General features: G+C 45.0%; 19 protein-coding genes. 16 read left to right on the forward strand and 3 right to left on the reverse strand.

Features of this window, described 5'->3' with window-relative positions:
- Window positions 1-23 precede the first annotated feature (23 nt).
- The 6 genes from AC1DE7_RS13000 (at window position 24) to AC1DE7_RS13025 (ending at window position 4,436) form a co-directional block, all read left to right on the forward strand.
- On the forward strand, window positions 24-452 hold the full coding sequence (locus tag AC1DE7_RS13000; protein ID WP_164783343.1) for a GNAT family N-acetyltransferase: 429 nt from the start codon (window positions 24-26) through the stop codon (window positions 450-452).
- A 33-nt stretch (window positions 453-485) separates the two neighbouring features.
- Window positions 486-1,358 carry an aminoglycoside phosphotransferase family protein gene (locus AC1DE7_RS13005; RefSeq protein WP_127549880.1) on the forward strand — a complete coding sequence of 291 codons (873 nt, stop codon included), beginning with the start codon at window positions 486-488 and terminating at the stop codon, window positions 1,356-1,358.
- 135 nt (window positions 1,359-1,493) lie between these two features.
- Complete coding sequence (locus AC1DE7_RS13010; RefSeq protein ID WP_081746078.1) at window positions 1,494-1,841, forward strand: hypothetical protein; 348 nt, start codon at window positions 1,494-1,496, stop codon at window positions 1,839-1,841.
- A 239-nt stretch (window positions 1,842-2,080) separates the two neighbouring features.
- A complete protein-coding gene (locus AC1DE7_RS13015; protein WP_101314526.1) occupies window positions 2,081-3,082 on the forward strand; it encodes an endo-1,4-beta-xylanase in 1,002 nt (333 codons plus the stop codon).
- A 199-nt stretch (window positions 3,083-3,281) separates the two neighbouring features.
- Window positions 3,282-3,452: a hypothetical protein gene (locus AC1DE7_RS13020; RefSeq protein WP_164783344.1), complete on the forward strand. Its 171-nt coding sequence runs from the start codon at window positions 3,282-3,284 to the stop codon at window positions 3,450-3,452.
- Window positions 3,453-3,617: 165 nt separating this feature from the next.
- Complete coding sequence (locus tag AC1DE7_RS13025; protein WP_477534516.1) at window positions 3,618-4,436, forward strand: purine-nucleoside phosphorylase; 819 nt, start codon at window positions 3,618-3,620, stop codon at window positions 4,434-4,436.
- A gap of 117 nt (window positions 4,437-4,553) precedes the next feature.
- Here AC1DE7_RS13025 and AC1DE7_RS13030 read toward each other — a convergent pair whose 3' ends face one another.
- A complete protein-coding gene (locus AC1DE7_RS13030) occupies window positions 4,554-5,630 on the reverse strand; it encodes a LacI family DNA-binding transcriptional regulator (protein WP_127549882.1) in 1,077 nt (358 codons plus the stop codon).
- Between the two features lie 540 nt (window positions 5,631-6,170).
- Between AC1DE7_RS13030 and AC1DE7_RS13035 the strand changes: the two genes are divergently transcribed.
- The 6 genes from AC1DE7_RS13035 to AC1DE7_RS13060 all read left to right on the forward strand — a co-directional run bounded on the left by AC1DE7_RS13035 (window position 6,171) and on the right by AC1DE7_RS13060 (window position 12,706).
- Window positions 6,171-7,031 carry an ABC transporter permease gene (locus AC1DE7_RS13035; protein ID WP_223200008.1) on the forward strand — a complete coding sequence of 287 codons (861 nt, stop codon included), beginning with the start codon at window positions 6,171-6,173 and terminating at the stop codon, window positions 7,029-7,031.
- Between the two features lie 16 nt (window positions 7,032-7,047).
- On the forward strand, window positions 7,048-7,929 hold the full coding sequence (locus AC1DE7_RS13040) for a carbohydrate ABC transporter permease (protein WP_036617174.1): 882 nt from the start codon (window positions 7,048-7,050) through the stop codon (window positions 7,927-7,929).
- Window positions 7,930-7,984: 55 nt separating this feature from the next.
- Entirely contained in the window at window positions 7,985-9,592 is a 1,608-nt protein-coding gene (locus tag AC1DE7_RS13045; RefSeq protein ID WP_340984448.1) for an ABC transporter substrate-binding protein, read from the forward strand.
- Between the two features lie 25 nt (window positions 9,593-9,617).
- Window positions 9,618-11,090 carry a glycoside hydrolase family 32 protein gene (locus AC1DE7_RS13050; RefSeq protein WP_477534517.1) on the forward strand — a complete coding sequence of 491 codons (1,473 nt, stop codon included), beginning with the start codon at window positions 9,618-9,620 and terminating at the stop codon, window positions 11,088-11,090.
- 28 nt (window positions 11,091-11,118) lie between these two features.
- A complete protein-coding gene (locus AC1DE7_RS13055; RefSeq protein ID WP_477534594.1) occupies window positions 11,119-12,018 on the forward strand; it encodes an ROK family protein in 900 nt (299 codons plus the stop codon).
- A gap of 244 nt (window positions 12,019-12,262) precedes the next feature.
- A complete protein-coding gene (locus AC1DE7_RS13060) occupies window positions 12,263-12,706 on the forward strand; it encodes a GNAT family N-acetyltransferase (protein ID WP_477534518.1) in 444 nt (147 codons plus the stop codon).
- A 241-nt stretch (window positions 12,707-12,947) separates the two neighbouring features.
- Here the strand turns inward: AC1DE7_RS13060 and AC1DE7_RS13065 are convergent, their stop codons facing one another.
- Window positions 12,948-14,198: an MFS transporter gene (locus AC1DE7_RS13065; RefSeq protein ID WP_477534519.1), complete on the reverse strand. Its 1,251-nt coding sequence runs from the start codon at window positions 14,196-14,198 to the stop codon at window positions 12,948-12,950.
- A gap of 56 nt (window positions 14,199-14,254) precedes the next feature.
- Entirely contained in the window at window positions 14,255-15,094 is an 840-nt protein-coding gene (locus AC1DE7_RS13070) for an ArsR/SmtB family transcription factor (protein WP_477534520.1), read from the reverse strand.
- Between the two features lie 320 nt (window positions 15,095-15,414).
- On the opposite strand from AC1DE7_RS13070, the gene AC1DE7_RS13075 reads away from it, so the two are divergent.
- The 4 genes from AC1DE7_RS13075 (at window position 15,415) to AC1DE7_RS13090 (ending at window position 21,187) form a co-directional block, all read left to right on the forward strand.
- Entirely contained in the window at window positions 15,415-16,611 is a 1,197-nt protein-coding gene (locus AC1DE7_RS13075) for an MFS transporter (protein WP_477534521.1), read from the forward strand.
- Window positions 16,593-17,915 carry an LLM class flavin-dependent oxidoreductase gene (locus tag AC1DE7_RS13080; RefSeq protein WP_477534522.1) on the forward strand — a complete coding sequence of 441 codons (1,323 nt, stop codon included), beginning with the start codon at window positions 16,593-16,595 and terminating at the stop codon, window positions 17,913-17,915. Before AC1DE7_RS13075 ends, AC1DE7_RS13080 begins: the two co-directional genes overlap by 19 nt.
- 146 nt (window positions 17,916-18,061) lie before the next feature.
- On the forward strand, window positions 18,062-18,889 hold the full coding sequence (locus tag AC1DE7_RS13085) for a sugar phosphate isomerase/epimerase family protein (RefSeq protein WP_477534523.1): 828 nt from the start codon (window positions 18,062-18,064) through the stop codon (window positions 18,887-18,889).
- A 159-nt stretch (window positions 18,890-19,048) separates the two neighbouring features.
- Entirely contained in the window at window positions 19,049-21,187 is a 2,139-nt protein-coding gene (locus tag AC1DE7_RS13090; RefSeq protein WP_477534524.1) for an RCC1 domain-containing protein, read from the forward strand.
- Window positions 21,188-21,309 lie beyond the last annotated feature (122 nt).

The following is a 21,309-nucleotide window of genomic DNA, read 5'->3' on the forward strand; positions in this document are numbered from 1 at the left end:
CATGAATGAACGGAGGAGAAGTGATGATTCATTGCAGGAGAGCTACGATTCAGGATGGCGAAGTGATGAGCCAATTATCCCATCAACTGGGTTATGTCAGCACAACTGAAGAAATCAAGGAGAGACTAACTCTTCTCTCTTCCTTACCAGACCATTATGTATGTGTGGCTGAGATTGATTCGAGGGTCGTAGGCTGGGGCCATGTACAGGGAAGACATTCCATTGAGAGTCCATCTTTTGCCGAGATTGGTGGACTAGTTGTGGATGGGATTCATCAAGGGATGGGGATTGGTAAGATAATCATGAGCGAATGCGAGGAATGGGCTCGGGTTAACGGCTTTGATAAGATTCGGGTACGTTGTAACGGAAAAAGGGAATCTGCACATCGGTTTTATATAGCTATCGGATATGAAGAGAAGAAATGGCAGAAGGTATTTGATAAACGATTATAATCTAATCTTGTGTATCATGGAAGGAGGAGAACGATGACGATTCAACTTAGCCAGGTGAATTGGGTAGAACTGGATGAACGTATTCAGCAGGTGATTAAACAGGAGTATCAGATCATTCCCTTGTCACCTGGACTAGAAGCAACTGTGATGAAAATCGAAATGGGAGATCAGCGGTACGTCTTGAAAGTCTGGGACAAGGATTCTAAACCGGATATCGCCAAACAATATCGATTATTGTCCAAGCTTTATCAAAGTGGAATTCGTGTTTCCAAACCCTACGGTTGGGGATTAGACGAGCAAGGGAATCAAGTGCTGTTAACGAGCTATGATGGAAAGCCGATTACCCAATTAACACAAACCAAACTGACACATTTGGCTGAGCGATTAATGGAGGTCCATCGTTATCCGGTGAATAAAGTGGGTACTGGAGAAGATGAAGAATACATATTCAGGTACGATTTTGTTCAATACTTTTTTCCTCAAATTGAGTTACATGACGATATAAATGATCTTCTGGCAAACTTGATCCAGCAGGTCCAGATCAGACAGGACCGCTTGATTCATGGCGATTATAATCTGGGAAACATTCTTGAGATGGACGACCAGTACACCATCATCGATTGGACTAATGGGCAGTATGGTGATCCAAGGTACGATATGGCATGGTCTGTGTTTCTGATCACCGTCTATAATGGGGATAGTTATGGCGAGATGTATCGCGCTCAATTTGCACGTTCTGCAAGTTATACGTACACGCTGGAAGAGGAGCAGGTTTTTGAAGCTGTAGCTTGTCTTCGCTGGATTCTGTTAAAGCGCGTTGGGGATGTCCCCATGGGGCCAGATGTAATGGAAAGGGTTCACAGCATGACTGTCCATAATCCGTATTTGAATGAACATCTGCTGTAATCGTAATACGGGGATACATAATGACGACAGTATACGATTAAGTAATAGAAAGACCACTTTTTTCAAATAAAATATACAGCCAGTCCTAAACTAGCGATCCTCGCATACCTATGATAGTAGAGGAGCGTGATTGATATGGAGCAGAAAGTGCAAACTTACTTTGAACTGAAACAGCAGCAAAAAGATATTGAGCAGCAGTTGTCTGTACTACGAGATGAGATTGTCGCGTATTGTGCGGAACAAGGGGTGTATGAGACGCAGGTTGGTGGTTACACCGTGAAAACAGTGCTTCAGAACCGGAAGGAATACGATGATCAGAAGCTGTATGCTTCTCTTCCAGACCCGGACATCTGGCGATTGTTGTCCAAGGTAGACAGCCATAAGCTAAAAAGCCTGATCAAGCTGAACATTCTGTCCGAGGAACAAATTAACCCGGCATGCACAGTGAAACAGGTGACCTTGTTACAGGTGGACAAGCTGTAAGGCTTCATATCTTCTTTGTATATGAGTTGAATTTAATTGAACAGCCCGATCACAAAACACCTTCCGAGAAATGTTCTGTTTAGATGAGCAGTCGGACATACGTGGAGGTGTTTTTGTTGTGCAAACAGGGCCGAGGATCATAAATAGTTAAATATGAGGGGGAAGAAGTATAATTTGTTCATTGTAAGCGTATTCAACAAACGATATGATGGATAAAAACTGGCAGGGAGGAATTGTAAATGCCAACTGAAATTCCATCATTACATGCTACGTACGCTAATACGTTCAAAATAGGTGCTGCTGTACATACCAGAATGTTGCAGTCCGAAGCGGATTTCATCGCCAAACACTTCAATAGTATCACGGCTGAAAATCAGATGAAATTCGAAGAAATTCACCCGGAAGAGGATCGTTATTCATTTGAGGCGGCGGATAAAATTGTTGATTTTGCTGTTGCCCAAGGGATTGGGGTGCGCGGACATACTTTGGTCTGGCATAATCAAACATCGAAATGGGTCTTTGAGGATACCTCAGGTGCTCCCGCTTCCAGAGAGCTGTTATTATCTCGCTTGAAGCAACATATTGATACGGTAGTAGGTCGGTATAAGGGGCAAATATATGCGTGGGATGTCGTTAATGAAGCTGTTGAAGATAAGACCGACCTGTTCATGCGGGACACGAAGTGGTTAGAGCTGGTGGGGGAAGATTATTTGCTGCAAGCGTTCAGTATGGCTCATGAAGCTGATCCAAATGCTCTTCTTTTCTATAATGACTACAATGAGACGGATCCGGTCAAACGGGAGAAGATCTACAATCTGGTTCGGTCTTTGCTGGACAAGGGAGCGCCTGTACACGGGATTGGGTTGCAGGGGCATTGGAATATTCATGGTCCTTCGATTGAGGAGATCCGAATGGCTATTGAGCGTTATGCTTCACTGGATGTGCAGTTGCATGTTACGGAGCTGGATATGTCCGTGTTTCGTCATGAGGATCGTCGAACGGACCTCACCGCGCCAACTTCGGAGATGGCTGAGCTACAGGAGCGTCGATATGAAGAAATCTTTAATTTGTTCCGTGAGTATAAATCATCCATTACCTCTGTGACGTTCTGGGGAGTAGCGGACAATTATACCTGGTTAGACCATTTTCCGGTACGCGGACGCAAAAATTGGCCCTTTGTTTTTGATCAGCAGTTGCAGCCAAAGGAATCATTTTGGCGTATCATTAACCCTATGTCCTGAACATCAGGGAAGTGGAGAGAATCGGTCACGATGTGGCCGATTTTTTGCTGTAGTCAATATAGATTATACAGTGCGGTTATCTCGTGCATGATTAGAGGCGTTGATTTGTATGGATGATAAAAATATGGTACTAAATGGGATTGTGTGATAGGGTTGAAGAAATGGTGAACCAAATTCTTTCCTGAAATGAGATGAGAAGATGGATTGCATCCGAAACTATTTAATTACTTTTGCCGGAAATTTTATATTTAGTTATTATATTTTTGAAGAAGGTACTTTTGCCAAACCGCTGATGTTTGCTACATTGATGCTGTTACTGATCATGACAATCGATTACATGAAAAGTAGAAACAAATATACATTGGATTAGGGTATGTCCATGTTTTTAAACGATTCTGGAGCATAGGGTCGTTTTTTTATTKTATATAGAACAGCTTCCATTTACATCATGACCATTGTTCATTACACTTGATGAGTAACACCTCATTAACTCAGTTTTTGTTAACTCAATTCAGATCATCAGGAGGATATCATTATGCATCAATCCGCACATATTCAGGAAGCAAGAGATTACATATTAAACCGAATCCATACCAAACCTGCCGTAGGCATGATTCTGGGTTCTGGACTGGGAGCGCTCGCGGACGAGATTGAAAATGCGACCGTTATCCCGTATACAGATATTCCGTATTTCGCTCAATCGGAGGCTATCGGCCATGCCAATGAATTGGTTATTGGTGAACTCATGGGCAAAACGGTTGTAGCGATGAAAGGCCGCCTTCATTATTATGAAGGTTTTACATTGGACGAAGTGACTTTCCCCGTTCGGATCATGAAGGCGCTGGGTGTCGAGCAATTGCTTATCACCAATGCGTGCGGAGCCATCAACACAAGCTTTGAGCCGGGTCAACTGATGCTCATTACAGATCATATTAACCTGGTAGGCAATAACCCTTTGATGGGACCGAATAATGCTGAACTGGGTGTTCGTTTTCCAGACTTATCACAGGTATACAATCGCGAACTGCGCAGCATTGCCCTTAAGGTTGCAGAAGAGCAGAATGTTGGCCTGCAGCAAGGTGTCTATGCATGGTGGAGTGGCCCGGCATATGAGACACCAGCGGAGATTCGCATGATTCGTACGATGGGTGCAGATGCAGTGGGTATGTCCACAGTACCTGAAGCCATTGTTGCCATTCATGGCGGTATGAAGGTGCTAGGCATTTCCTGTCTGACCAACATGGCCTGTGGTATTCTGGATCAGCCGTTAAGTCATGATGAAGTTATTGAAGTGGCTGCGCAAGTGAAAACAACCTTTATCGGACTTGTAAAAGGCATTTTGAAAGAGATCTAATCGCGAGATGATTTTTATCTAGGCCGCGATGGATAGGATAGAGTGCTCGTCCAACCCAATCGAAACCACAAAAAAACGTATGTTTCACGAGTTGTTACTCGTGAGACATACGTTTTTTTATTTTGCAGAACTATGAACCATCTGAGAATGATCGGCCATGATTGCTGGTGTGGACTCCCTGATGATGGGTTTGGTCACAATGTGGGAGATCTGATACGGCTGTGTCGGGCTATTAATCCGGGATAACAGCATCTCCGCAGTCTTAATGCCCATCTCATTGCTATAAATATGAACCGTCGTTAATGCTGGCTCAATAATTCGAGATTGGGGTGCATTATCGAATCCGCATATCGCAATATCCTGTGGCACAGCGACATTTCTGTCTTTTAACGCTCTAATCAGATCAACTGCTATAAAGTCATTAGCGCATACGTAAGCGGAAGGTAGGGAGGCCAGCTCTGCCACTCGCTGGTTCAACCATCCTGGCTTGGAGAAACACAGGCGATCATTATCTACGATGCAATGGGACAGGTCGACCTGCAACCCCGCCTCCAGCATAGCACGCTGATATCCAACCCATCGTTCATTAAAGCTCTTGCAGTGATTGTAATCTCCGACGAATCCAATACTTGTGTAGCCGCTCTCAATTAATTTTGTGGTTAACTGATAGATGCTATGTTCATTCTCCATGAGTAGCAGATCTGCTTTGAATTCGGGATAACATATGTTGGAAGCGCAATCGATAAAGATGGTGGGGATGCCCAGATCGGTAATCAATTGTGTATATTCCAGATCAAATAATTCAATGCAAATGATGCCGTCCACTTTGGCTATATCAAAATTGTTGGGAAGTGTAAGTGTATCTTGATCGTCTTCACGCACGATATGAATCGAGAGATTGTATCCCTCCGCACTAATTCTTTTCTCCAAACCACTGATTAACAACGAACCAAAGTGAGATGTATTAGGCAGGTTTTCAGTTAACAGGGCGATATTGCCCGGAGCCTTGGTTAGAACATGCTCATTGTCCATATAGGCAAACTGTTTATATTTAAGTTCAATTGCTTTTTTAATTACACGATTTCGGGTCTCATCCGGGATGTTTCCGCTATCATTTAATGCTTTGGAAGCCGTATTCCTGGAGATCCCCAAAGCATCAGCGATGTCTTGTATCGTGACTTTTTCCTTTGCCATCTAATGCTTCACCTCTAATCCTCAATAGTCATCCATATTCTTCTCTAAGTCAAATGTATAATAGAACGGGACAAATAGCAATCTCTGTTTTACAAATGCACAATTACATTTACATTTAGATAGTCGAATTCTATTTTCATAATTGTTCCAGAAGTTTTGTTAATTAGTGTAACAATGATAATCTATTACAGTCATGATATAGAAATATCTATGCGGGTATTAACGATTCAGTGCTGTATATATGCAAATTTAATCCTCTTTAGTTACATTAATGCAAAGATGAAATGATCAAATGCACAAATATTTTTTTACAAAACGTATTGACTAAATCCGTTGAAACCTGATAAATTGTAAATTATCAAATAGGCAATTGTAAATATTGAAAGCCCTTACTGAAAACAATTGTCAACTTCTAGAATGAACGGGGGTATCGTGTTGGATAACATAGCCGACAGCAAAAAGGGCGAAGGAAGGGTACTGAAAGTGAGGACGACAAGCGGTCATAGGTTACAGCAACTCAAAAAAAATTACTTTTTATATATGTTGCTTGCACCAGCCTTAATTTTGACTCTTATCTTCAAGTACATTCCGATGTACGGAGCCATCATTGCGTTTAAGGATTTCAGTCCGATCAAAGGCATCATGGGTAGTGATTGGGTAGGACTGAAGCATTTCGAGAAATTTATAGCTTCACCCAATTTCGATATCATTTTAATGAATACGCTTAAACTCAGCTTTTTGGGATTGATATTCAGTTTCCCGGTGCCCATTTTACTGGCACTCATGCTGAATCAGGTACGCAAAGCTGGCATCAAGAAAAATATTCAATTGTTTCTGTACGCACCCAATTTCATCTCGGTTGTTGTGGTTGTGGGTATGCTGTTCATCTTCCTCTCACCGACAGGGCCAATTAATCAATTAGCCACATGGATTACAGGTCAACCGATCATGTTCATGTCTGAACCGGAATATTTCCGCTGGATCTACATTTTGTCCGATATCTGGACCGGAGCGGGCTGGGCTTCCATCATATACGTCGCGGCTTTGGCCAATGTTGATCCGGAGCTTCACAATGCGGCTAATCTGGATGGAGCGAATCTCCTTCAGCGTATTCGCCACATTGACCTTCCAACGATTCGTCCGATTATGGCCATCGTCTTTATCCTTGCAGCTGGCGGGATTATGTCCATTGGATTTGAGAAGGCCTATCTGATGCAGACGTCCATGAACCTGCCTTCCTCCGAGATTATTGCCACGTATGTCTACAAGGTGGGACTACAGTCTGGAGATTACGCTTATTCTGCGGCAGTTGGATTGTTCAACTCGGTTATCAATGTGATTTTGCTGGTGACGGTGAACCTGATTGTGAAGAAATTGAATGAAGGCGAAGGCCTCTATTAGGAAAGGAGTATTATCCATGGTTGTTAAACACACGGGAATGGATCGGTTGATCCTCACACTCAATGCCATCTTTCTCACCTGTGCTGTACTGGTTGTGGTTGTTCCCCTGATTTATATTGTTATCGCCTCATTCATGGACCCCACGGTGTTACTGAATCGTGGACTGTCCTTTAATGTATCGGACTGGAGTCTGGACGGATATCAGATGATTTTGTCCAATCCAGCCATGATCCGGGGGTTTGCAAATGCGGTATTGTACTCGGTTTCCTTTGCACTGATCACCGTGACCGTATCCATATTTGCAGGTTATGCATTGTCAGATGATAGGCTCGCGGGACGTGGATTTTTCATGATTATCTTTATCATTACGATGTTCTTCGGCGGGGGATTAATCCCTACTTATCTACTCATACGTAATCTCGGCATGCTGGATACGGTGTGGGCGATCATCATCCCTGGAGCCGTTAACGTCTGGAACATCATTCTCTCCAGAACCTTTTTCAAAGGAGTCCCTCGAGAACTGAAAGAAGCTGCAAACGTGGATGGCGCTTCTGAGATGAAGATTTTCTTCCAGATCGTCATTCCGTTGTCGAAACCGATCATTTTTGTACTCGCACTTTATGCGTTCGTTGGGCAATGGAATTCCTATTTTGATGCAATGATCTATCTCGATAATCCGAACCTGCATCCGTTACAGCTCGTTCTGCGTTCCATTTTGATTCAGAATCAGGCTGCACCGGGCATGATCAGTGATCAGCTCGCGATGGCAGAACTGAAACGGCTCTCCGAGATGATTAAATACTCAGCGATTGTCATTTCGAGTCTGCCACTCATCATCATGTATCCGTTCTTCCAGAAGTATTTCGAAAAAGGTGTCATGGTCGGTTCCCTCAAATAGTGAACAGCCTGCGATACAGTAAGTTGATCCAATCCAACTCATGGAGGTCATTATTATGAAAAAAGTGAACAAATCCAGAAAAGCCGTTACAACGGCATCCATTTCCATGTTATCTGCAATGCTCTTTTTAACCGCCTGTGGCGGAGGTGGAGGCGGCGCGGCAAGTGAGGCGCAATCCCCTGATGGTAAGGTGACATTGAATTTTATAACACAGAGCTCTCCGCTGGCTCCCGCTGATCCAAACGACAAGTTGATTAACAAGCGACTCGAAGAGAAAACCAATGTGCATATCAACTGGAAGAACTATACGAGTGATGTGTTTGCAGAAAAAAGAAACCTGGCGGTTGCCAGCGGTGATTTGCCGGATGCCATTTTTGATGCAGGTTACGGGGATTATGATCTCCTGAAACTGGCGAAGGACGGGGCGATCATTCCACTTGAGGACATGATCGAACAACACATGCCCAATCTGAAAAAGGTGCTGGAGGAAGCTCCCGAATACAAGAGCATGATCACGGCTCCAGACGGACATATTTACTCATTCCCATGGATTGAAGAACTCGGAAGTGGCAAACAACGGATTCAGGCAGTGGATAACTTGCCCTGGATTAATGTGGAATGGTTGAACAAGCTTGGACTGAAGATGCCAACGACAACCGAAGAGCTGAAAGAAGTATTGATCGCGTTCAAAACTCAAGATCCAAACGGCAACGGTAAGGCCGACGAAATTCCGTTATCTTTCATTAACAAACCGGGCGGAGAAGATCTGACATTTCTCTTTGCGGCATTTGGACTCGGAGAGAACTGGGATCATACCGTGGTAACCAATGAAGGGAAAGTGGTCTTCACGGCAGCTGATGAAGGCTACAAGGAAGCGGTTAAATACATTCATGAGCTGGTTAAAGAAGGCCTCGTGGATGTCGAATCGTATCAGCAGGATTGGAACACGTATCTTGCGAAAGGCAAGGATAATAAGTACGGCATGTACTTCACATGGGATAAGGCTAACATTACAGGCATGAATGATACGTATGATGTTCTGCCTCCGGTTGCCGGGCCTAATGGAGAGGTCAATGTCACAAGAACAAACGGGATTGGGCTTGATCGTGGTCGCATGGTCATTACCAGCAGCAATAAAAACCTGGAATCCACAGCGAAGTGGGTAGACCAACTGTACGATCCGCTCCAATCTGTGCAGAACAACTGGGGTACCTATGGAGACGAGAGTCAGCAAAATATTTTTGAATTCGATGAAGCCAAAGGGATGCTGAAACATCTTCCGCTGGAGGGCTCTGCACCAGTTGAACTCAGACAAAAAACCAGTATCGCTGGACCATTGGCCATACTCGACAGTTATTATGACAAATACACAACCAAACCGGAAGATGCGGCTTGGCGGATGGAACTTCTCGACAAGGTTATGGTTCCACATATGAAAGCGGAGAACGTATATCCAAGTGTGTTCTTCTCCATTGATGAACTGGATCGCTTGTCCACGATTGAGACCGATCTCTTCGCCTACGTGTTACGTCTGCGTACAGAATGGTATCAGAACGGGAAAATAGATCAGGAATGGGATGCTTATTTGAAAGAGCTGGATCGCCTTGGATTGCAAGAATGGCTACAGATTAAACAAGCGGGATATGACCGTAATAACAAATAAAGAAAAGTACGGAGGAGAAACCATAATGTCGACAATTCTTAAACAAGATTACAGAAATGAATACCATTTTTCACCAAAAGAGAAGTGGATGAACGACCCAAACGGCATGGTGTTTTTCAATGGGGAGTATCACTTGTTCTATCAGCATCACCCACATGGAACTACATGGGGCCCCATGCATTGGGGCCATGCAGTGAGCAGGGACCTGATCTCCTGGGAGGAACTACCAATAGCTTTACTCCCCGATGAGAATGGCACTATATTCTCGGGAAGTGCCGTAGTGGATTGGAATAATACGACCGGATTCTTTGAGGGTGAGCCAGGATTGGTTGCTATTTTCACCCATCATCTTGAAGTTAAAAACCAAGATGCCATACAAACCCAGAGTCTGGCGTATAGCAAAGACAACGGCAGAACCTGGACTAAGTACGAGGGTAATCCGGTATTAAAGCATGAGTCCTTTGTTGATTTCCGTGATCCCAAAGTGTTCTGGCATGAGCAGACCAAGGAGTGGGTTATGATTATCGCTTGTGGTCAAACGGTATGTCTGTATCGTTCTCCCAATCTGAAGGATTGGACGCTAGGAAGTGAATTTGGAGCCGGGATTGGTTCACACGATGGCGTGTGGGAATGCCCCGACCTGTTCCCGCTTGCAGTAGATGGAGATTCAGGGCAGGAGAAATGGGTGATGCTCGTTAGCATCGGTGCAGATCCTGCTTTTATTGAAGGCTCAAGAACACAATATTTTACCGGAGATTTTGATGGAACTACATTTGTCCCAGACGAGGCATCCCAGACGATTCGCTGGATTGATTATGGTCGGGATAACTACGCAGGAGTTAGTTGGTCTGACGTTCCTGAGGAAGATGGAAGACGCCTCATTATCGGCTGGATGAGCAACTGGATGTATGCCAACCAGACGCCAACCAATGATTACCGTGGAGCAATGACCATTGCCCGGGAGTTGACACTGGAGACAAGAGCGGGAGAAGTTATATTGATTCAACGTCCTGCACGTGAACTTGAGCAAGCCCGTACGCCAGTATTGTCCCTACAGGATGCTTCGATTCAGCAAGTGAGTGAGCAGTTGAACGCATTGCAACTCGTGAACTATGAGATCCATGCAGAGTGGGCTCAGGATCAGACGTTCCATTTTGCACTAAGAAGCGGCGCAGATCACGAAACGGTCGTTGGTGTAGACTCGATCCGAAGTGAAGTGTACGTTGATCGTAGTCGATCGGGCATCGGCAATTTTCATGAACTTTTCCTGAGCTGTCATACAGCTGAGTTAAAAGAAGTGGATGGAAATCAAAGTTTGCGTATCTTTGTAGATCATTCATCTGTGGAGGTATTTGCAAATGATGGTCAGGCGGTTATTACGGATCTGATCTATCCGGATGCGGATTGCCAAGGCATCTCTGCTCATGCGGAAAATACAGATCTGGTCTTCTCTTCACTTCATATCTATGAGATATCATCAACCAAGGCTAAAGGTTAATTGTAATGAAGGAAAGGAGCCCAGAATGATGCGCATTGGAGCCATAGAAGCGGGCGGAACAAAGTTTGTATGTGGTGTAGGTAATGAACATGGACAGATTGAAGATCGGATCAGCTTTCCAACAGAACATCCGGAGACCACTCTTGCCAAGGTGATCGACTATTTCAGGGATAAAGATGTGGAAGCCATAGGGGTCGGCTCCTTTGGTCCGATTGATCTGCAACCGGATAGTCCCACCTATGGTTATATTACGACCACACCTAAGCCTGGGTGGGGAAACTGTAATGTGGTTGGAACCTTGAAGCATGAATTTTCGGTTCCTTTTGGATGGGATACGGATGTGAATGCTGCCGCGCTCGGTGAAGTGACTTGGGGAGCGGCTCAAGGGCTGGATAACTGTGTATATTACACGATTGGCACAGGAGTTGGTGTCGGACTTGTGGCAGGGGGCCAACGAGTCCACGGATTGTTACATCCCGAGGGTGGACATATTCGCACAAGACGCCATCCAGACGATCACTTTGCCGGATTATGCCCGTATCATGGCGATTGCCTGGAGGGTATGGCTGCAGGACCAGCCATTGAAGCCCGTTGGCAGATCCCTGGCAGTGAACTGCTGGCAGATCATCTGGCGTGGGAGATCGAATCCTTTTACATTGCGGAGTCGATTACTACGGCCATCTTGCTTCATTCGCCGCAGAAGATCATCCTGGGCGGTGGTGTGATGCAGCAAGATCATCTGTTTCCTATGATCCGGGAGCAGGTAGTGCGGAATCTCAATGGTTATGTAAATGCTGCCCCAATCACGCAACATATCGACCAATATATTGTGCAGCCCGGATTGGGCCAGCATGCAGGCCTATGTGGTGCGTTAGCATTGGGTCTGGAAGCATTACAACATGCGGCACAAGCTTCACATGTTTCATAGTTTTCTATAATAATCTACATCCCAGAAGGGATGGCTGCAGGTTCGCTTATTGGTATAAGCAAGACTGCACCGTCCTTTTTGGGCTTTTTTATTTTATTGAGGAGTTCAGTATGTTTGAAAAATATAGTGCGTTCTAAAATCCGATGTTGCTCAAGTGAGCTGCCAAAGGTATGATTTTTAGTGTTCTATAGTGCGATAAGACATTCAAAAATTAACGTGTCTCTAATGGAAAGGAATTCAACAAATGAACCCAATAACAATGCGTCAAGCTGTACAGGCAGACCAAGAGCAACTCGCTGATTTGCGAGCCTTGGTATTATACGATGATCTAACCAGACTGGGAAGGTACGATGATGTGAAGGTGCGTGAACGTTTCCGGAATACATTCAATCCTGCCCAGACACAGATTATTGAAGTGGAGGGTTCAATGGTAGGTTGTGTAGCGTTAAAGCCCAAGGCTGAGGCATATCTATTGGAACATTTTTACATACATCCCGATTATCAAGGCCAGAGAATAGGAACTCAGGTACTGAACATGCTGCTGGAACAGGATGAAGTTCAGGGGAAATGTGTTATTTTAAATGTTTTGCAGGGAAGCCCTGCTCGTCGATTGTATGAACGATTTGGATTTATATTGGACAGTGAAGATGAGGTCGATGTATTTATGTCGGTCCAAGTGCCGGAATAGTATGATTACCATACGTAATCAAGTTCACTTCATATTTACACGTTAATGGAGAGTATAGAAAAAAATATTAAGAAGCGAAGAGTTGGCTTTTATCTCACAATTACCTATGTCGGGATACCGATCCCGCATGTTTGGAAAGTGGGGATAGATGTTGTATCATGGCATGTTTGAAGTAAACTGCTATCGTTGTCACACGTCAAAAGCGTCGTTCCAATAAAAAGGGACGGCGCCTTTAGTGTTATTAACTACTTGTAATATGAACTTTATTGGATGGCTTATGTAGTAGAGTATCGAGGTCACCATTCAAATCTTTCAGATTCGGGAGAAATGAAGCAGCTATCGAACAAATGAAAGGAAGAAGACCTAAAGACAGAAATAGGAAGGGAAGGCCATAGACTTCTGCAACCGCTGCACCTGCAAAAGCGCCTACGGGTTGTAATCCTCCACCAATCAGAAAACGGATCGAATTAACCCGGCCTTGTAGAGAACTGGGCACAAGCGTACCGTGTAACGAAGAGCTTAGAGAACCGAAGAAAGGTCCGGCTGCTCCTGCAGCACATAAGGCAATAAGTGCAAATGGGTAACTCGGAAATAGTCCCAATAAAGCGTTGAAAAGCCCAATCACAGCTAAGCTGCACAGCATGACCGTGCGTCTTCTCTTGATTTCACCCATCCACGAGATAATAGCTAGTCCTGCTAGTGTGCCAAATGCAGAAGCGGTGGTCAGAGTGCCCATGGCGGCGGCATCCCGGTGAAGTACTTCGCGGACAAAAGGAATCATCATGGTCCAGATGGCTACGGAGGACATATTGCTGATCGAAACCATTACCATAATCGAGAGCATGGCTGGGAATCGCCGATAAAAAGAGAAGCCCTCTCCAATATCTCGGATATAAGCTTTGAGAGAAAAAGATGCTTGAGCTGCTGGTTTCTGCATTGTGGGCAGATAGAGCAGTGCGGTGATGGCTGCAATGTAGCAAATAGCGTTGATGCCAAGTGTTGGTAACGCTCCGGATGCAGCCGTTAGAGCTCCGGCAAAGGCAGGTCCCAGCAAGGCAGCGGCATTTCGACAACCATCGATCACTGCGAATGCCCGCAGAAGTTTGTGTTCGCCAGCTACACCTGGTACAACAGCCATGGCCGTTGGCATGAAGAGGGCGGAGCAGGCTCCGCTGAGTGCTGCGGCGAGAAACAGGTGCCAAAGTTGTAATTGGCCCGCAATACCCATACTCAGTGGCAACAAAAGAGCCAACAGTCGTACTGTAGCCAATCCGGCCATGAACCGTCCACGATGCAGTCGGTCGGACAGCGGTGATCCAAGTAGCCGGAAGACTACCTCAGGAATGCTGAAGCTTAGTGCCATAGCACCCATGGCTAGCTTAGAGGCAGTTAATTCATAAACAAGCCATTCCATGGCCAAAAGACCAAACACATCACCGAGAGAACTAAGAGTAACAGTAGCCAACAAACCGTAGTAACTTCGCTTCAGCATTAAGGTTCCTCCATATGATAGAATAGTGCAATTTGTGGAGAAGGAAATGCTTGAACTCAACCTTCAATATAAGCTCCAATCTGCCGTGGAAGGTTGTTTAGAGCTTCCAAGCGCAGGCTATATTCGGTGTTTTTGTAATCATAATGCACGATAATTAGCCCGGCTGCTCGCAAGGCTATTAGATGGTAATGCACCGTGCTCTTGGACAGTCCAACCTCACGGACAATTTCAGTGAAGGTCAGCTGTTTACCAGCCAGTAGTCTTAAGATGAACAGTCTGTTTTCATCGGACAGTGCCCGGGTTAGACGCAGTAACCCAGGGTCTGGTCGTCCTGGTTCTGTTGGAAGAATATCGCAAGAATAATTAGTGAAGATCATCTCGTCAAAGATCACTGAGGTGACAAATGGACGTGCATGATATTGAGGGATGAGGATTATTTTTTTTAGCGTATGGTTGGGATATATCCTCATGCCCTGTGTAGCTTGTTCATAGACCTCTTCGTCATTCGTCCCGTTCAGACTGGAACGTCTCGATTCAGCTTCCAAAAAGAGTCCCTCCATAATTGCCGGATTGATGTGCCCAAAATACTGAGTATCCCATTCTCGTAGCACTTCGGATATCCGACTGCGCAATTCGGACAGATTGGAGGGGACAGATAACTTAAAGCGAGCGGCGATGTCATACAATTGTCCTGAGGACAACTCTTCAAGCCAATTCAAAAAGCCATTCACCGAACGTTCCCCTGAACAGCTCCATATATATGGCGCAAGGCTGAAATTGTCTGTGGCTTTCATCGTATCTCGCATTTGTTGAAGTTTGGCTGGAGAGAATCGATCCTGTACATCACGAACCCACCGTTTCCCGGCATCCAGGTTAGTATGATTTTGTTTACTCATAAAAGCGCTCAGGGTGCTTACACATTCATAAATTGGCGCAAAATCAACTTCTACTATGTAGTTCATAAGAGTATAGTTCCTTTCTGGATTAGTTCTATATTTATAGAACAAGTAATTAGTTTTATATTATACGAACTTATTTGTTGTTTCAACATAAACTTTCCATGTTCATACCAAACATCCTATTTCCATAAAACCCATTCATTTAATTCTTGAATGGGTCTATTGAACTTTTCTATTATACTTTCCGATGACGTTACCCTAATATGGATAATAACCTACTTTTTATATAGGAATTATATAGTATGGAGAATGCCAAGATGCCACAATGGAAACGAAATCTGTATATTCTGTGGTTCGGCCTGTTTTTCAATCATATGGCGTACTCGCTGTCCGTCCCGTTCTTTCCTATATTCCTGCAAAATGATCTTGGTATACAGAGCGGTCTGGAAGCTTGGTCCGGTATTTCGATCTCCATCAGCTTTTTGATCAGCGGATTATGCGCACCCTTCTGGGGATCACTGGCTGATAAATATGGCAGCAAACTGATGCTAGTCCGTTCCGGAGTTGGGCTAGGCATTGCGCATCTGGCTAACTTCTTTGTTTACGATCCATATACGTTTATCGCGGTGAGGATCTTTCAGGGACTCATGGCTGGTTTTCATCCTGCCTCGATTACACTGATTGGCACCAATACTCCGGAGAAACACGTGGGTTATGCACTTGGCGTGATCTCCACGGCCAGCGCTGCAGGCGGGATTCTTGGTCCTCTTGCCGGTGGTGTGTTGAGTCACTGGATCGGACTGCGGGGATGCTTCATTGCATCAGCTGTCATTACGTTCCTCGCGGCTCTGATGGTCCTCGGTGTTAAGGAGTCACGCCAAGCTCGTACGATCGTGCCAACGAGGATCATAGGGGATTTGAAAAGAGCGGCTTCCACGCCGGGTTTGATGCGAATCTACGGTTTGATTCTCTTAGTCTCGACCTCTGTGCTCATCATCGAACCGGTGCTGACGCTCTATGTGGTCCAGATTGGCGGAGATGTTGGCAGTGCAACACTTAGTGCAGGGATTGTCTTCTCGGCGATTGGTGTGGCAACGGTCATTATGGGGCCGCGATGGGGGAAGATTGGTGGAAGGATCGGATACGAGAAAACCCTGTTTATTGGTCTGATCGGTGGCGGGATTGGTAGTCTGCTGCAAATGACAGCAACGAATCTGATTTATTTTGGTAGCCTGCGATTTGTTTATGGTCTATTCTTTGCCGCGGTTTATCCGGCGCTTAATGCGCTGATCATCAAATATGCTGATCACGATTTTCGTGGGAGGGCTGTCAGTCTGAGTCAGACGGCGAGTCAGTTCGGTATCGTGCTTGGACCGTTAATCGGTGGCTTTCTCGGTGGATGGATCGGCATTCCGTTTATTTTTCTATTCACAGGGATTGTATTGCTGGGAGCGGCTTGGGCAGTGTCATCACCACAACATAGGGAGGAATATATATGTCGCAACGACAATTGAAATTGGGAGCTAATCTGAACGGAGTGGGGAACAGCATTTCCTTTTGGCGTCACCCGGATATTCCCATTAACGCGAGCGTTAGTCTGGAGTTCTACAAAAAGCAGGTGCGTATCGCGGAAAAAGGCAAGTTCGATCTGCTCTTTATTGCAGATGGCCTCTTCATCAACGAGAAGTCCAATCCTCATTTTCTCAATCGCTTCGAACCTCTGACGCTTCTGTCCGCACTCGCCGGGGCAACTTCCCACATCGGGCTGGTTGCTACATTGTCTACTTCCTATAGTGAACCCTTCACGGTTGCGCGGCAATTTGCCTCGTTGGATCAATTAAGCGGTGGGAGAGCCGGATGGAATGTGGTTACTTCACCTCTGGAAGGTTCGGCACTGAACTTTGGCAAAGGCGAACATCCGAACCATGCGCTACGCTACGAAATTGCGGAAGAACATCTGAATGTGGTCAAAGGCCTTTGGGATTCCTGGGAGGACGATGCCTTTGTCGGAGACAAAGAACAGGGCGTATTCTTCGATCCTGCCAAGCTACATACGCTAAATCACAAAGGAACGCACTTCTCGGTACAGGGTCCGCTTAATGTGGGGCGTTCGAAGCAGGGGCATCCGGTGATTTTTCAGGCGGGCTCATCTGAATCTGGTAAAGATCTGGCCGCCCGATCGGCAGATGCCGTCTACACGGGACATGAGACACTGGAGGAAGCAAAGGAGTTCTACCACGATGTGAAAGCAAGAGCGGTGGCTTATGGACGCAAGGCAGAGGATATCCTGATCTTCCCGGGCATCGGCCCCATTGTGGGTAGAACAGCTGAAGAGGCGGAGCAGAAGTATCAGGAAATTGCCGAACTGGTGAGTATTGATCAGGCGTTGAACTATCTGGGGAGGTACTTCGATCATTATGACTTCTCCCAGCACGCGCTGGACGAACCTTTCCCCGAGATTGGGGAGATTGGCAGCAATAGCTTCCGCAGTACAACAGACAAGATCAAGCAGCAGGCGCGAGAACAAGGGCTGACCCTGCGCCAAGTGGCATTGCTGGCATCTACCCCACGTACATCGTTCATTGGTACACCGGATCAGATCGTAGATCGGATTCAGGAATGGTTTGAAGGCGAAGCGGCAGACGGATTCAATGTTCGTACCGTGGTACCCAATGGCTTGGAAGATTTCGTAGAGCTAGTTGTTCCAGTTCTGCAAGAACGGGGGCTGTTCCGTACGGAGTATGAACATGAGACGCTACGGGAGAATCTGGGTCTTAAGATCCCGCGTAATCGATATACATTAGAGCGTGTGAGATAGAGAAGCTAGAGCAGTAATGACGTTAATATAACGTTGTTGCGGCTCTTTTTTGATGGTTTCTTTTTCGGAGAGTACTGCTATTATAAAATGATAAAGAAAATGATACACAAGTTGCAATTCCAGACGAGTCACAGGAGGAGATTGAGATGATTAGAGGGTTAACGAATGCGGGACTGGGCAATATCGAGTCTGATGAACAATATATCATAGATGCGGCCAAGCACGGATTCGGATCTGTAGATTTGAATCCGCTCTCATTGATTGAAAAGTATGGCAAAGAACAGGCACAACATCTGCTGGAAAGCAATAAGGTGATCATCGGTTCATCGGGTCTGACGGTAGAGTGGCGGACGACAGATGAGCAATTTCGTGAGGGGTTGCAATCTTTGGTCGCTATGGCAGAAGCTTCTGCTTCGCTGGACTGTTACAGCTGTTGCACGTATATTTTACCCTCAACGGATCAACCGGCAGCGCAATTTATGGCAGCGGCTACGAAACGCTTGAGACTCTGCGCAGATATCTTGGATGCTTACGGGATTAAGTTGGGTCTGGAGTTTGTGGGATGCCACCATTTGCGCACGCAATGGAAAAATCCATTTATCTGGCGTGTGGAGGATACGCTGGACTGGATCGAGACCATCCATGCGCCAAATGTTGGCCTGCTCGTAGATTCCTATCACTGGCATACCAACGGTCTGGCGATGGAAGAACTGTTGAAGCTGAAAAAAGAACAGGTTGTTCATGTTCATATCAATGATGCCTATGATCTGCCTGTGGAAGAATTATTGGATTATGAGCGTTTGTATCCCGGCGAAGGGGTCATTGATCTGGGTGGATTTCTGAGAAATCTGCAGGCGATTGGCTACAATGGTGTGGTGGCTCAGGAAGTACTGGCCCCGGCATCGAATCTTGGTACGAATGAACTATTTGCCAAGTCGAAGGCTGGGTTCGATCAGGTGTTTGCCACACTTTAGTGTTAACAACTTCTGTTATCAGTGCACAAGCCATTCATATGTGTGCTGAATGACTTTTTGTTACTTTTGTAGGGGTGACAGAAATTTATGGATAGTAAAAATTACCTAGGACTGCTAGACTTGCATTATTAGTAATTTAGTACATATAAGGAGGATATAATGAAAAAGTTTTTAAAGGTTTGGTTAGTCTTAGTTCTAATTATTCTCACTGCAGCACCATCGTACACCCATGCAGCAACCTCTACTAATAAAATTCCAAAACTCCAAAAAATCATTTCATCGTCGGGTACTCAAGTGCTAACAGAAGAAGGAATTTTGATATCATGGGGTGGTTTTGGTAGTGACGAAGGTAGCAAGACGAACTATGCACAATACGTGTTACAAGGAATTAATCATATTGTAGACGTTTCTGTAGTGTACGGAGCGGCTATTGTGGTGACCCAGGACGGAACGGTATGGAAAGGAAGGGGAGTCGGGGAACTAACAGAGTATACTAAGGTGTATTCAGGAGATAAAACTCACTTCAGTGAAGATGAGAAGATTGTGCAAGTGGAGGCTACTCAAAATTATATCTATGCATTACGAAAAGATGGGCAGGTTCTGGCCTGGAAAAATTCTTATTCTGAACCAGAGTTACCCATGCTTATCCCTGGACTAGATCAGGTTAAAGATATCTTCGGGTCGTATTTCATTCGACAAGACGGTACGGTGTGGCATGTTATGCCTGGAACTTCTGTAGCAAGACAATACATAACAATAACGGATGTCAAAAAGGTAGATCAGTATGGATCTGTGTTCCTTAAAGAAGATGGCACTGTATGGACCAAGAGCGGGGACTCTGCTGTACAAATACAGCAGCTACCCAAAATTATGGACATCTCGAATTCATCTGATGCGAGTTTTGCTTTGGATGAATCTGGAAATATGTATGGTTGGGGGGACAATCGAACAGGTACATTAGGAGATGGGACAGCCAATCAAGCCACGGTTCCCAAGATTATCCTCAAGAATGTACGTTTGGTAAGTGAAGCAGACGGTGGACACATGGTTGTTCAAAAAGAGGATCTAAGTGTATGGGCTTGGGGATTTAATTATAGAGGTGGCCTTGGAATGGAGCTGCCCAACAAAAAGAAGAACTCACCTATCCCTGTTAAGGTTCCATTTCAGTGGCCAACTCTCAATGTATGGGATCAAAGCGTTCGTTTGAATTTAAATGGTAAAAATCTCTACTTTACGTCGAACAAACCTTATCTAACGATAAAACAGGAAGTTATGATCCCGTCGCTCGCTTTTGCCAAACAAGCAAAATGGGCTGCTTCTATCTCCAACGGTAAATTAAACATGAACGATTCTACCCATTCGTTATCTGTGACCAAAAGCAGTATGGTCGATGGCAAAGGGAATGTCCTTTCGTCAAATACCTCAGCGCAGTTCCGAAATGGGGAAGTCTATGTCCCCCTAAGAGTACTTTCTGAAGCATTCAATCTAACATTCAATTACTACTCATTCGATAGATCATATGGGATATATACTGCAAATTTTACTCAAAAGGATAATCTGGATGACTACGGTAAACTAATTAGAACAAAAGCTTTGCCTGCTAAAGCGTCAAAATATCCTTATGTTCTCGCGGGTATCCCTAATCAGTATTATGAGAAAGAATTTCCTAAGGCGAATTCTCTCAAAGGTTTGTCTTTGAATGCAGCGCAGCTCTACCGGTCAAAAGCCGTGGGACTTCCCATTGAGTTAACCAGTGATGACTTTGGGCGTTATGCCAATCATATTTCAAAGTACTATGAGCTATTGCTGAATACAGATTACCGCACCATCAATATGAATTGGGCACCAGCATTGGAAAGCCATGCTGGTGGTTCTACCAGCAAGATGGGTGATAAGACAGCCAGAGAGCTTCAGATGGAAGGGTATGTGAAATGGATTAAGAACAAGAAAGTGATTATTCAGGGAGATGTTCGTCCTGAACCAAGTATGGTGACATATCGTAATGGGGTATTGTATATGCGTACCTACATTCAATATGAGATTGTGCATGCCAATGCACCGAATGATTTGAAGCTTCGTAAGGATCGTGTTGTACAACTCATTTCTGCTCCTAAAGACAAGAAAATTGTAGGTAGCTATGCGATGTATATAGATGTTCCTTTAACTTCGGACCCTGTATTTAGCAATGGGAGTGCATGGGGCTCTTGGTCGAGTGGCTTGAAAGTGGACACGCGGTATAACGACATTATAAAAACGCCTTGGGAGAGTGTGTTCACGTTAACTATGTCTCCTGATTGATGAAGCATTAATTTCTAAGATTCTACAAGTACCTACGGACCCAGGACAACATTATCTTGGATGTTTCGTAGGTATTTCTCAATAACAGATACAAGTGGGAATCGCAAAGATAACGGCTAAGG

The organism is Paenibacillus sp. 10L310 (assembly GCF_056395745.1).

Bases quoted from the DNA above. Each gene is read 5' to 3' on its own strand.
- AC1DE7_RS13000 (WP_164783343.1), top strand. From the start codon at position 24: ATGATTCATTGCAGGAGAGCTACGATTCAGGATGGCGAAGTGATGAGC.
- AC1DE7_RS13005 (WP_127549880.1), top strand. From the start codon at position 486: ATGACGATTCAACTTAGCCAGGTGAATTGGGTAGAACTGGATGAACGT.
- AC1DE7_RS13010 (WP_081746078.1), top strand. From the start codon at position 1,494: ATGGAGCAGAAAGTGCAAACTTACTTTGAACTGAAACAGCAGCAAAAA.
- AC1DE7_RS13015 (WP_101314526.1), top strand. From the start codon at position 2,081: ATGCCAACTGAAATTCCATCATTACATGCTACGTACGCTAATACGTTC.
- AC1DE7_RS13020 (WP_164783344.1), top strand. From the start codon at position 3,282: ATGGATTGCATCCGAAACTATTTAATTACTTTTGCCGGAAATTTTATA.
- AC1DE7_RS13025 (WP_477534516.1), top strand. From the start codon at position 3,618: ATGCATCAATCCGCACATATTCAGGAAGCAAGAGATTACATATTAAAC.
- AC1DE7_RS13030 (WP_127549882.1), bottom strand. From the start codon at position 5,630: ATGGCAAAGGAAAAAGTCACGATACAAGACATCGCTGATGCTTTGGGG.
- AC1DE7_RS13035 (WP_223200008.1), top strand. From the start codon at position 6,171: ATGTTGCTTGCACCAGCCTTAATTTTGACTCTTATCTTCAAGTACATT.
- AC1DE7_RS13040 (WP_036617174.1), top strand. From the start codon at position 7,048: ATGGTTGTTAAACACACGGGAATGGATCGGTTGATCCTCACACTCAAT.
- AC1DE7_RS13045 (WP_340984448.1), top strand. From the start codon at position 7,985: ATGAAAAAAGTGAACAAATCCAGAAAAGCCGTTACAACGGCATCCATT.
- AC1DE7_RS13050 (WP_477534517.1), top strand. From the start codon at position 9,618: ATGTCGACAATTCTTAAACAAGATTACAGAAATGAATACCATTTTTCA.
- AC1DE7_RS13055 (WP_477534594.1), top strand. From the start codon at position 11,119: ATGCGCATTGGAGCCATAGAAGCGGGCGGAACAAAGTTTGTATGTGGT.
- AC1DE7_RS13060 (WP_477534518.1), top strand. From the start codon at position 12,263: ATGAACCCAATAACAATGCGTCAAGCTGTACAGGCAGACCAAGAGCAA.
- AC1DE7_RS13065 (WP_477534519.1), bottom strand. From the start codon at position 14,198: ATGCTGAAGCGAAGTTACTACGGTTTGTTGGCTACTGTTACTCTTAGT.
- AC1DE7_RS13070 (WP_477534520.1), bottom strand. From the start codon at position 15,094: ATGAGTAAACAAAATCATACTAACCTGGATGCCGGGAAACGGTGGGTT.
- AC1DE7_RS13075 (WP_477534521.1), top strand. From the start codon at position 15,415: ATGCCACAATGGAAACGAAATCTGTATATTCTGTGGTTCGGCCTGTTT.
- AC1DE7_RS13080 (WP_477534522.1), top strand. From the start codon at position 16,593: ATGTCGCAACGACAATTGAAATTGGGAGCTAATCTGAACGGAGTGGGG.
- AC1DE7_RS13085 (WP_477534523.1), top strand. From the start codon at position 18,062: ATGATTAGAGGGTTAACGAATGCGGGACTGGGCAATATCGAGTCTGAT.
- AC1DE7_RS13090 (WP_477534524.1), top strand. From the start codon at position 19,049: ATGAAAAAGTTTTTAAAGGTTTGGTTAGTCTTAGTTCTAATTATTCTC.